The following is an 11,873-nucleotide window of genomic DNA, read 5'->3' as shown; positions in this document are numbered from 1 at the left end:
CCAGATGCGCCAGATCCTCTCTTCGATCACGCACCCAAACGTCTCAAATTATCTGACGACGGACACGCTGAGGGATGAAACCCAGAAGACATTTGCCGATGCAAAGAACGAGGCCATAGCCGCTGCCACCCGTTACACTTCAGCGGAGACTGAAATTACATCAGCGAAAGAGGCGGCCAACGTTGCCAGAGTCAAGCTGCTCCTGGCACTTGAAGGAATGCAAGTTTCGGAAGAAGCACTCGAAGAGGTTTTTGGGGCTGACCTGACCGAAGTCCATATGCTTCGTGATAGCTTGCGCAGGGTTGATGACGCATTGATAGCTGCTCATGCAGCCGCGACGGAAAGGAGACTTGATCTGGAAGGGCATCGGAAAATTCTTCCGCAGACATCAGAGGAGGATCTGCGAGCCAAGATCAACAAATTGAACGAAGACGCAAATGCCCGACAGCAAAGACTTGGGGCAATCGAAAACAAGATAGTAAATGACAATGAAGCTAAGCACAGGCTGGCAGCATTGGAAGTCGACATAGGCATCGCGCGAACTGAGTTGGATGTCTGGTCAGCGGTTAACGCTGCAGTCGGTTCTCGCAGCGGTGATCGGTTCGCTCGGTATGCGCAATCCATAACCCTTGACGTCCTGACGGACAGCGCTAATCGTCATCTCGCGGAACTCAATCCAAGATACCGGCTCCGCCGTGCTGCAGAGTTGGCGCTGCAGGTGGAAGACGTCGAAATGGGCGGCGAAGCTCGCGCGACACGCAGCCTCTCGGGTGGTGAGCGCTTTCTTGTTTCTCTAGCGCTTGCATTGGCGTTGTCACGGATGGGAGGTAAAGGCGGTCTTGCCGGTACTCTCTTTATCGATGAGGGGTTTGGCTCGTTGGACGCAACCAGCCTCGATCTGGCTATTGATGCATTGGAGGGTCTGCAATCCCAAGGGAGACAGGTAGGTGTCATCAGTCATGTTGACGCGATGAAGGATCGCATCCCTGTTCAAATCATGGTAGCCAAGCTTGGTGGTGGGAAGAGTTCGGTTCGGATTACTGGCAACTTTGTGCAGGCTTGAAAAACTATCAAAAAAGCCATCTAGTGTTTCAATGCCAGCAATCTTTGCACCGGGAGGCGCGCCCCTCGTCATCTATCCCAAGAGTTTCCTTTTACTGCAAGCAAGGTTTGCATGACTTTCATAGGCAGCAGTGTCAGGCTGACTTCATGGCCTCAATTTCAGTCGAGCGCCCGATGTGCTCTCTTGCTGCTTTCGCCGAATTCACCTTTCAGTCGTCCGGTTCGATTGCTTTCCAGCCTTGTGACAGAAGTATCTCTGCATCATCGGGTTCGACCGCATAGCCCTGGCTGCCACTCAGTGGCATTTGGCGCTCACACGGAGTGGTGAACGAGTCGTCAAAGATGGGTCGCGGTGGAGCCACGTACACAAATTTTCCTTCGCGCAAGTCTGTGATACCCTTGAGACCTGTCCAAAGGGCTACCCTGATGTGATATGGCAGCCTGCGGGTTTCCTCGGGGCTCAATAGTGGCTGAGGGTTGAGAGCTGATGTATTTTCAGTATCTGGAATGTTTCGCCTCAGCCAATCATAGTCCTCGGCACCAAGCCGTCTCCTTTGCGGATCGGTGGGCGCACAGTCCCCCGAGGAAACTTCATGAGGCGCCAGGAGGTATGCAGCGCGATTGTCCTCGTCAATCTCGATGCTTTCTGGCAGTGGGTCGGGCGGAGGTAGCGATATGTGCCTGCGGGCGGAGTCGCGCAAGACTTCTCGCCATCCATTCTTGTAGGCTATGAGAATCGCCAATTGCTCCTTCCAGACAACATCGTCGGGGGTGTTCAGTTCCTTCTGCAACAGCAGAAAGCTTCTCTGCGCGGATGCGTTTCCCTGAATCGCGCGTGCGGTAATGCTCCTCACGACAGCTTGGTCCGAGGGCAGGGTTATCGTCTGTCCACCCTGCTGCAAGTTGACCGGACGTCTTGATTCCTCTCGCACGACTTCCGAGAGTTTCCGCGCAGGGTCAGGTTTGCAGGTCATCGAACCTTTGGGCCGACCACGAGGATTGCCTGTCCGCCCGGGTTGGAAGCGTGTTTCCAGGGGTGGCTTCCTGTATGACGGTATCCGGACGGGCCCTCCCGACTCGCATCGGTTTGCCGCGTGGTGCAAAGGCAGCACGGGTTATCCCTTCGTTGATGCCTGCATGCGCGCACTCGACCTGCATGGCTGGATCAATTTCCGGATGCGCGCGATGCTGATGTCCTTCGCGAGCTATCACCTGTGGCTGCCCTGGCGTGAGAGCGGTTTGCATCTGGCGCGGAAGTTCGTGGACTACGAGCCCGGCATTCACTGGCCGCAGGTCCAGATGCAGTCGGGTACGACCGGCATCAACACGCTCCGCATCTACAATCCCATCAAGCAGGGCCTCGACCAGGATCCTGATGGCCGCTTCATACGCGCCCACTTACCGGAGCTGGCGTCCGTACCAGATGTGTTCATCCATGAGCCGCGGAGCTGGCCACGGGCGTCTGCCCTCGCCTATCCCGCTCCGATCGTGGAAAATGCAGGTGCCATGCGGTCTGCGCGCGAGGCATTGCACGGTCTCAGAAGCGCGGCCCGTCATGGCCATGTGGCGCAGGAGATCGCCGCGAAACATGGAAGTCGAAAAGCTGGCATACCGATGAGGGCGCGCAAGAAGGTCCCGGCGCGCGGATCTACTACCGATACGCAATTGAAGCTCGACCTGTGATTAACGGTCACCAAGCATGCTGACTGATCCGCGCATTTCGAGACTGATCACACTGGTAGAGGGCGCCCTTCGGCCCCCGCCCGGTGCGGGCCGGATCGGGCTTGCCCTGGCGCTTGGCGTCCTATGCCACAGCCTGTTTGCGGCAGCCGTGCTCGCCATGATGGCCGCGATGTTCTTTGGAATGAGCGAGAGCTTCGGTACGGTGCCATGGCCGTGGGCATGGCTGGCCAATGCCGCCTTGATCCTCCAGTTTCCGCTTGCCCATTCGCTGCTACTAACCGGACGCGGAGGGAGGGTCATCGCCCGCCTGATGCCCGGTCCATACGGCTCGACACTTGTAACGACCACTTATGCCATTATCGCTTCGGCACAACTCCTGGCGCTGTTCGCCCTGTGGACGCCGTCCGGAATCATCTGGTGGCGCGCCGAAGGTTTCTTGTCTTGGGCGATATCATTTGCCTATGCCGCAAGCTGGCTTCTGCTGCTAAAGGCGAGTTTCGATGCGGGGGCAGAGGTTCAGTCGGGTGCACTTGGCTGGATGTCCCTGATGGCGCGCAAGCGCCCGGTCTTTCCTGACATGCCGACCGTGGGCCTGTTCCGCCTGATTCGTCAGCCGATCTATGTTGCCTTCGCGTTGACGCTCTGGACGGTGCCTGTCTGGACACCCGACCAACTGGCGCTTGCCGTCTGCTACACGGCCTACTGCCTGTTGGCTCCACGGCTTAAGGAGTGCCGTTTTGTCAGCCGCTATGGGAGTCGTTTCGAAGACTATCGCGCATCAGTGCCCTATGCGGTGCCTCGGTTGCGACTAGGGAAAGATCTGCCGAAGTCGCGCAAAACGTAAGGTCATTGGCCACGCCTCGAAGCTTGCAGGGTGCAAAGCACATATCGAGACAACACGGTGCCGAGACAACCAAAAATTGAAACTCGCGGACAAGCCGAGGTGCTACCAGGGCACGGGCGCTCCACGCCAGTCAAAGAAGCCTCCGGTGGCTTCCGGTGTAAGTCTGTCAATGACCGTCAGGAGATTGCGGGCGGCTTCAGAAGGCTCGTGGACCGTCAGTCCAGTCGCTGCAAAAGGCGCGGAAAGTGACGTGGCGACCGTACCTGGATGCAGGGCGACACAGATGGCTTCAGGGGATTGACGCGCCAATTCTACGGCAGAAGTCCGCACAAGCTGGTTGAGGGCTGCTTTTGAGGCACGATATGAGTACCAACCGCCGAGGCGATTGTCGCCGATGCTGCCAACTCTTGCGGATAACGTTGCAAAAACAGCTTTTCCTGAGCGAGGTAACAGCGGGAGTATATGCTTCATGATCAGCGCGGGACCGATGGCATTCAGGGCGAAAGAGCGCGCGAGTTTGTCAGCATTGAGTTGACGCCAGCTTTTCTCTGGCGCCTGGTTTTCATCATGAAGAAAACCGGTCGCGTCGATCACCAGGCGAAGCTCGCCTTTTTCGGCTGCTGACTTTGCAGCGCGCTCCAGACTCGACTCGTTCATCAGATCGATTGACGGAGTTATCCTTCGATTGAAGCCCATCAGATGAGAGAAGCTCTGATTGGATTTGAGCACGTCCATCAATGCATTTCCGATACCGCCGCCGGAGCCGAAAATCACAGCCACGCCCGTCTTGGAAAATGAACTCAACTCAATGGCGGAATTTGTTCCGGCATTTGATCTTATGGTTTCGTTCATGATGTTCCGCTGCTGATTTCGTGCCGTCGAGGTGATAGCTGGTTCAGGGGCTATAGTTCAAAGGTTCTCTTGTTGCGAATCGTAAAACCATTCAAAATTCCATCAGAGTGTAGATTCAGTGTCATCTACATTGACTGTGGCGAATCTGCCAAGATGAGTCACTTGCGGCAGCCATCATGAGAGCAGGTGATTCAGACATGTGAGTGGCTCAGTCTGGATGCAGACGTCGGCAACACCTTGCAAGAAGATCGAGAACGTTACCCTAAGTGAATATGCTCTTGTATGCCGCCGCAACTTGGCGTTTGCTGCCGATTTGAGGATTTGCTGATTTCTGTGGCCTGACGCCTGCTTGGGAGTCCAGTCAATGCCTGAGGGACACACACTACATCGCGCCGCGATTGATCAGCGGCCTATGCTGGTTGGACACCGCCTTGATGTGTCCTCGCCGCAGGGGCGCTTTCTGGAAGGTGCGGGCAAACTTGATGGAAGAACTTGCACCGGCGTTGAAGCCTACGGCAAACATTTGCTCTACTGCTTCGGAGATGACGCGCTTCACATCCACTTGGGCTTGTTCGGTGTATTCAAAACTCAAAGGAACCCTGCGGCGGAACCCAAGGGAGCGGTGCGTGTACGCATGATGAGCAAGACGCATTGCGTTGATATCAACGGGCCAAATCGCTGCGAGGTTCTGGACATGCCTGCTCGGATGACACTGATCGCGCGCATTGGGCCTGATGTGTTACGTGCCGATGCCGACCCTGAGCGTGCCTGGGTGCGGATCAGCAGGAGCAAAACTCCGATTGGACTCTTGCTGATGGATCAATCCGTGATTGCCGGGATCGGAAATATTTACCGCAGTGAAATTCTGTGGCGCCAAAAAGTTAGTCCAGAAATACCAGGAAACGCGATCTGCCGTGAGACGTTTGACAGGCTTTGGGCCGATGCCGTGCATCTTCTCAGGATTGGTGTGAAGGCCAATTCTATCATTACGGTCGACGGCGTGAAGAAAGCTCGCAGCCGTTACGGTGAGCGGGTGAACATCTTCAACAAGTCCCATTGCCCAGCATGCGCATCTGAAATCCGCCGACTGGAAATGGCCAGCCGCAGGGCGTTCATCTGCGACACCTGTCAACCCAACGTCAGATAGTTTGGCTCAAGTTCGTCGATATCTTCGATCTTGCCCGACATCCTGTTTCATAGCCCTATTGGGCCGGGAGGAGGTCTGCAATGACACGGAAAGATCGCGATATTCAGCGCAGGTTGAGGATCTTGAGGCATGACCTCATAGCCCAGCGGCGGATGGCCTCCCATCCACATGCCCCGCCTCTTGGAGGCGGCGATCTTGTCACGAATGCGCTCGCCGACCACTTCCCGCTCGAACTGGGCAAAGGAGAGCACCACGTTGAGCGTCAGTCGGCCCATTGAAGTTGACGTATTGAACTGCTGGGTTACCGCCACGAAGGACACGTTGTGTCGGTCGAGTACATGCGTAACGTTTCGCATGTCCACAAATGCTTCTTTTGCGACTGAAGTCGAGCGGAAAGGCTACCTTCGCGGATTTTTGCTGCATTTTCCGCTGGTTCAAGGCTTGCCTCGTGTCTATGACCAGTATGTAGCCCGTTCGCTGGCCGACGATGCTGCAGTGGCAGGGTCGACCTGAATTGTTTGCTCAGCGCTGCGCCATCTGAATTGCCCTGTTCGCCAGTGCGAGCTTTTCGGCAAGGTTCCTTGCAAAAACACGATGGATCTGTGCCGCGATTGCGCCGTTCTCACGTTCCAGCGCCTTCAAATCGTCCGATGAGATGCGCATGATCGTGGAGTCTTCCTCGAGGATCACGTCGGCCGTCCGGCGCTGATAGGTATAGAAGGCAATATCACCGACGACGGAGCCTGGGGTCATTGTTCGCAAACGAATGACACGTCCGTCTGGCAGTGGTATCTGCACCCTGACGCGCCCGCTCAAAATGACAAAAATGTCATCCGCTGCCTCGCCGCGGCGGATCAGGTAGTCGCCCTTCTGCAGCAACGTGATTTCGAACCGGCGCGAAATCGCCTCGATGCCCGCCTGGTCACCCACGACTGACCGAAGGTAAGACACGGCATCCTGCAGCTTGGAGTTGGTATTCTCGCCATTGCTGGAGATAATGCATTCTTCGCAATACTCAATTGCATGGTCGAGATCGGGGAACTCCTTCACGAGATCGGGGTTGATGAAAATCGATTCTGAGCGCTCTAACAGCCGCTTTACAGGCGCCGAGAGGCCTGAAAACATCAGCACGAAACCATAGCCAGACACGAGGTTCAGAATGCTTGAAAAAGCCGTTACTGCCGCGGTGTCACAGCCGCTCACATTTGCAAAGTCCAAGATCACATAACGCGTCCGCGATTCTACAGTTTTTTCGACATGGCTTCGCACGCGGTCGAGGATGATCTTTGCCGTTGCGAAGAAAAGGTAGCCCTGCAGAACAAAGACGACAGCATCTTCACCATGCTGATCCAGCAGTTTGTTGCTTTCCGCAGAACGTTCGACGTTGCTTCGCATGTCACGCACGCTGCCACCGGATCTTATGACCGGAAGCTTGGCATAGTTGTAGACAAACATCGCCACGGAAAGGCCTATGCCAACGAGAATTCCATCAAGAATACCGGCGATCATGACCACGACAAGAATGAGCAGAATGATGCACCATTCAAAGAATGGCAGCCGACGCCTGCTGGCATAGACCCACTCCAGGAGCAGATCGAAACCGGCGTAGACGATAATTCCGACGATCAGGAAATTGGGCAGAAAACTGACGATCGGACCGGCAAAGGCAACACCGATCAGGAGAACGATTGCTCCTGGCACGGCGGCTGCAACCCGAGACACGCCAAAGCGGGCAGCAAGAATCGTGTTTCCCACTGTGACATAGCCGGCCAGACCACCGAAAGCGCCCACGATCAGATTTGCAATGCCTTGGCCGCGGAGTTCCCGGTTGACGTTCACGTCTGTGCGGCTTGAAAGCGAAAGGCCGCCGGTGGTCAGCAACATACCCACCGTGCTGAGCCCCGCCGCAGCCAGCATAACCGGAATGGCAGAAGCGACAAACGACCAGTCAATGAGCGAGACCATGTTCAATCCAAGACCGGAGGGTAGTGCTGCCGTTGCGTCTGCCGGCAGCCAACCCCAGTCCCGTGCCGTCTCAGTGCTGATCGAAAACCCTGCCAGAGTCCCGTAGAACAAAAGGATCGCAGCGATCATCACAACCAGCGTCGCCTGTGTCCATCTCATTACAGCAAGGTGGATCACAAGGGCCAGAATAAGTGCCGGAACGATCACTCCCACTTCCTGCCAACTCGGCGCCCAATCGAGCAGTGACGCCAGATCCGCTTCAAGCAGGCGAGGAAGCGGACCAAGAACCATGATAAAGCCGCCACTGAACAGGATCCATCCAGACCCGGCCAGAAAACCCGCAAGGACCGGATAGGGCAGAAGTCGCGCAAGATGCGCTAACTTCAATTCACCTACCAGAAGGAACACAACGCCAGTCAGGATGCTGGTTGCCCCACACACCGCGATTGCCGTTGCAATGGACACATCAGTCGTCATGGACGTGGGCAGGCCAACGAGAATGCTCGCGATGAACGCCATCCCAATTTCCTGGGGGCCACCGACCGCATTTGGCAGGCGGCTGAAGAATCCGACCGCGATCCTTATGATCACTGAACCCAGTAGGAACAAAATTCCTGCCAGTTCATACCCTGCGCTGAGACTTCCCGCGAAGAGGAACGCCGCCATTGCCAGCGTTTCACTGATCTCTCGCGTGCCAGACACGATCGCGAAGGAAATCGTGTTCAGATGAGCGCGTATGCCCAAACGATCAGCCATATCTCTTCCCCCCGCTTATGTCGCTCACATATTACATTTCTTCAGGTCTGGCGTCTTCAATTCCAATATAGGGTTGGCATGGACACGACTTCACATAGTAAGTCAACATCGACCCCGCACCTTTCACTTCTACCAGTCCTCGCTCCTCGAGTTCAAAAGCTGGTGAAAGCAAGCGGGCAGTGTTCGCAGAGATATGCACACGACCTGCCTCTCCTGTCGATTCCATTCGGCTTGCGATATTGACGGCGTCGCCCCACAAGTCATAGGTGAATTTGCGAAGGCCAATGACGCCGGCCACCGCGTTCCCCGAATTCAATCCAATTCTCATTTTTAGGTCGAGATTGTATGCGTCATTTACTTCTGTAACCGCCTGCAGCATTTCAAAAGCAACAGTAACGAGCGCGCCAGCATGGTCTCTATGCCCTGCAGTAAGGCCCGCAGCGGCCATGTAGCAGTCACCGATCGTCTTTATCTTCTCCACGCCGTGGCGATGGGTGATACGATCAAACTCACTAAAGATGCCATTCAGGACCGTCACTAGCCGGATTGCCGACATTGTCCGCGACATGGCGGTAAAGCCGCTGAGATCCCCGAACAGGATGGTGACGGAGTCATGTGCATCAGCAATGATCTCCTCGCCTCCCTTCAGCCGGCCCGAAATCTCGCGTGGGAGAATATTGAGTAGAAGATTGTCGCTTAACTCCTTTTCCCTGGTGACCATCTCATGCTGCCGCCGAATTGTATCGAGACGTTTTTTATCCAGGTCACGGAGTTGCTTCTTGTTGAGTGCGTTCATCACGCGTGCGCGGAGAAGCACGGGGTTGAAGGATTTTGGCAAATAGTCTTCAGCGCCCATTTCGATGCAGCGAATCGCGTCCTCCGAGTCACTGCCACCGGAGATGACAATAACGGGAATGTCCACGATCTTCATGGCCTTCATCACTTCAAGCACCTCAAGCCCTGTCATCTCCGGCATTTCGATGTCCAGCAGGATAAGGTCGAAAGATCCCCCTCGAAGCTGTGCAATCGCCTCTTTTCCATTCGACACAGTGGTAATGTTCTCAAAGCCGAGATTTTTCAGAGAACGGCTGAGCGCCATGCGCATGAGGCTGCTGTCATCTGCAACAAGAAAGCGCATGGACGAGAGCGGCACAGGCCTGCTGGCCTCAGCATCCAGCTCTGTTGGATCCAGCGCACGGACATTGTCAGACACAAGGCTCAGAACATCTAGATCTTTGCTGGTAAAAGCATTTTCTTTATTCGACATCGATTCAATCCGATAACTGCGCAAGACTTTGCAGTATTGCGCCGGGCATCTGCTCAAGGGTTGCCACTCGGTCGACAACTCCCAGCTGAATTGCAGCTCGTGGCATCCCAAACACGACACAGCTCGCTTCGTCTTCAGCCAGTGTGATACCACCCAATTTCTTCACCCACTGCATCCCAGCGGCCCCATCATTGCCCATGCCGGTAAGAAGTACCGCGAGGCAATTTCGGCCGGCTGCCGTGGCTGCGGAACGGAAAAGCACGTCCACCGCCGGGCGGCAGTAATTGATATGCGGCGTCTGGGTGAGTCTTGTCACATATCCACTACTCTGTGAAGTAACAGACAGATGATGGTCGCCAGGCGCAATCAAGCAGAGGTCGTGTTTGAGGGTCTCGCCATCGCACGCCTCACGGACTGCACACTGTGACAGTAGGTCGAGACGCTGGGCAACGGAGTTCGAAAAAACGGGAGGAATGTGTTGCACGACCACGATCGGGGGTAACCCGGCGGGTAGAGCGGGGATGAGGAACCGCAAGGCTTCGACACCTCCTGTCGATGCGCCAATTACGATGAGCCGGCGGTCAGACATTTGTGTTGCCAAAGTCGGAGCTTTTACGACTGCAGCCTGTCGCTGGGGCACCTGTACCCGGGTGCGCCTGTTGGTGCTCTGCGCCGCCGCCTTGATGGCCAGAGCCAAGCGAGGCCCAAGATTGCCGATGTCCATGCTGCTATTTGGTTTGGCGAGCACCTCGCATGCTCCGAGTTCCAGCGCTTCGAGCGCGAGCTCGGATCCTTCCGGTGACAGAGAACTTACAATGACAACGGGAATTTGGTTTCCTGCCGCACGGAGCTGACGAAGGAAAGTGATACCGTCCATGCGTGGCATCTCAATATCAAGCGTCAGGACATGTGGCTGCAGTTTCGGCATCTTATCCATCGCGATGATGGGATCATGCGCCACGCCGACGACTTCGATGGCCTCATCGCGATGTAAGACATCAGTGATCGCCCGGCGTACCAGTGCGGAATCATCGACTACAAGAACCCTGATCTTGTTTGTCATGTCACTTTTCCTTCCGGTATACGCTAAATCCCAAGGAACGCAGCGAGTGATCGAGTCCGAGTAGGCTCTCTGACAATCCGAGGACTAGGTAGCCGCCTGGAAGAAGTTGCGCTGCGAGGCGGTTCAGCAACTGCTGCTGAGAGGCTCGATCGAAGTAGATCATGACATTCCGGCAGAATATCACATGCTGCAGCTCCATTACCGGAAGTTTATCCTGAAAAAGGTTCGCAGCATGGAATACAATATTTGCCTTGAGGCTGTCGCGGACTCGTCTGAGGCCAGCCGAGACGCCAATACCTTTGTGGAAGTATCTCTCGAGACAGCCGGGCGGAAGCGAGCCAAGTTTTTTTTCGGGATAGATGCCCGCACGCGCGAGTGCGATCATCCGCCGCGAAATGTCCGTCGCCTCCACCCGCCAGCGGAAAGCACCCGTATTGCGCGCAAATTCTTGCAGCGTAATAGCTAAGGAAAACGGCTCTTCTCCAGACGACGACGCAGCACACCAGCAACGCACCGTCAGCATATTGCGATCGGCCTGAGCGAAGAAGGCAGGCAGCATGACCGACGTGACGCTTTCGAAATGACACGTCTCACGAAAAAATCCAGTATGGTTGGTCGAGATCAGATCGACGAGCATAGCAATTTCGTCTGGACCCTCCGCGCCGGCCAACAGATTACAGTAGGCTTCGAAATTGGCCAGGCCGAGCTCGCGGCATCGTTTTGCCAAGCGCGCGACGACGAGCTGCTGGCGGGTATTCCCAAGATTGATCCGGCTGCTCCGGTATACGATTTCGACGATCTGCCGGTAGCTCGGTCCATCGATCACTCCGAGCGTCATTTCAGGCCATCAGCGGAGAGGCTGGTTTTGCGTGCCAGTGTGCCTGGGCGCTCCGCCTGGCGGAGGACGATGCGTTGCTCACCACGTGGTCCACATCGATGATTAAGGCGGCTTGCCCGTCGCCAAGAATAGCAGCGCCTGACATCGCGCCTTGCGCTTCGAATACCTCACCTAGGTCCTTGATCACGACCTCATTCTTGCCAAGCAGCCGGTCTACCAGCAGGCAACATTGCAGGGTGCCGGACTCAGCGATGATGGCCATACACTCGGATGGATCGGAATAATCCGAAGAAATGCCCAGATAATTCCCCAGATGGAGAACTGGAAGAAGGCGCCCTCTGCGATTTATGACACGTCCACGCCCAAGAACAGGGGATATCATGTCTGGTTCCGGGC

General features: G+C 55.8%; 10 protein-coding genes and 3 pseudogenes. 5 read left to right on the top strand and 8 right to left on the bottom strand.

Annotated elements, in window-relative coordinates:
- Window positions 1–1,063 (top strand): SbcC/MukB-like Walker B domain-containing protein (locus tag ACILRN_RS12060; protein ID WP_395688606.1); only part of this gene is annotated, 1,063 nt, incomplete at its 5' end.
- A gap of 799 nt (window positions 1,064–1,862) precedes the next feature.
- On the opposite strand, the pseudogene ACILRN_RS12055 reads toward ACILRN_RS12060, so the two are convergent.
- Window positions 1,863–2,174 (bottom strand): annotated as a pseudogene (locus ACILRN_RS12055) (DUF5681 domain-containing protein); the annotation flags it as partial.
- Between ACILRN_RS12055 and ACILRN_RS12050 the strand changes: the two are divergent.
- On the top strand, window positions 2,062–2,745 hold the full coding sequence (locus ACILRN_RS12050) for an FAD-binding domain-containing protein (protein ID WP_395688604.1): 684 nt from the start codon (window positions 2,062–2,064) through the stop codon (window positions 2,743–2,745). The pseudogene ACILRN_RS12055 and the gene ACILRN_RS12050 sit on opposite strands and share 113 nt — an antisense overlap.
- Window positions 2,746–2,761: 16 nt before the next feature.
- Entirely contained in the window at window positions 2,762–3,589 is an 828-nt protein-coding gene (locus ACILRN_RS12045; RefSeq protein WP_395688602.1) for a methyltransferase family protein, read from the top strand.
- 102 nt (window positions 3,590–3,691) lie between these two features.
- Here the strand turns inward: ACILRN_RS12045 and ACILRN_RS12040 are convergent, their stop codons facing one another.
- Entirely contained in the window at window positions 3,692–4,441 is a 750-nt protein-coding gene (locus tag ACILRN_RS12040; RefSeq protein WP_395688600.1) for an SDR family NAD(P)-dependent oxidoreductase, read from the bottom strand.
- Between the two features lie 364 nt (window positions 4,442–4,805).
- On the opposite strand from ACILRN_RS12040, the pseudogene ACILRN_RS12035 reads away from it, so the two are divergent.
- Both ACILRN_RS12035 and ACILRN_RS12030 read left to right on the top strand, forming a co-directional pair.
- Window positions 4,806–5,021: pseudogene (locus ACILRN_RS12035) on the top strand (DNA-formamidopyrimidine glycosylase family protein); the annotation flags it as partial.
- A 54-nt stretch (window positions 5,022–5,075) separates the two neighbouring features.
- A complete protein-coding gene (locus ACILRN_RS12030) occupies window positions 5,076–5,588 on the top strand; it encodes a formamidopyrimidine-DNA glycosylase (protein WP_395688608.1) in 513 nt (170 codons plus the stop codon).
- A 131-nt stretch (window positions 5,589–5,719) separates the two neighbouring features.
- Here the strand turns inward: ACILRN_RS12030 and ACILRN_RS12025 are convergent.
- The 6 genes and pseudogenes from ACILRN_RS12025 to ACILRN_RS12000 form a co-directional block, all read right to left on the bottom strand.
- Window positions 5,720–5,926 (bottom strand): annotated as a pseudogene (locus tag ACILRN_RS12025) (recombinase family protein); the annotation flags it as partial.
- 184 nt (window positions 5,927–6,110) lie between these two features.
- Window positions 6,111–8,309, bottom strand: coding sequence for a SulP family inorganic anion transporter (locus ACILRN_RS12020; protein WP_395688597.1), 2,199 nt, complete (start codon window positions 8,307–8,309; stop codon window positions 6,111–6,113).
- A gap of 31 nt (window positions 8,310–8,340) precedes the next feature.
- Entirely contained in the window at window positions 8,341–9,576 is a 1,236-nt protein-coding gene (locus tag ACILRN_RS12015; RefSeq protein WP_395688595.1) for an adenylate/guanylate cyclase domain-containing protein, read from the bottom strand.
- 4 nt (window positions 9,577–9,580) lie between these two features.
- Window positions 9,581–10,639, bottom strand: coding sequence for a chemotaxis response regulator protein-glutamate methylesterase (locus ACILRN_RS12010; RefSeq protein WP_395688593.1), 1,059 nt, complete (start codon window positions 10,637–10,639; stop codon window positions 9,581–9,583).
- Between the two features lies 1 nt (window position 10,640).
- Window positions 10,641–11,477, bottom strand: a complete 837-nt coding sequence (locus tag ACILRN_RS12005; protein ID WP_395688592.1) for a CheR family methyltransferase — start codon at window positions 11,475–11,477, stop codon at window positions 10,641–10,643.
- A gap of 1 nt (window position 11,478) precedes the next feature.
- Window positions 11,479–11,873, bottom strand: a 395-nt coding sequence (locus ACILRN_RS12000) for a chemotaxis protein CheW (RefSeq protein ID WP_395688590.1), incomplete at its 5' end; no start/stop codon positions are given.

Origin of the sequence: Aestuariivirga sp. (assembly GCF_044238155.1) — a bacterium.
GTDB lineage: Bacteria > Pseudomonadota > Alphaproteobacteria > Rhizobiales > Aestuariivirgaceae > Aestuariivirga.
The sequence above is the reverse complement of the archived record's forward strand: the minus strand, read 5'-3'. Positions and strand labels throughout refer to the sequence as shown.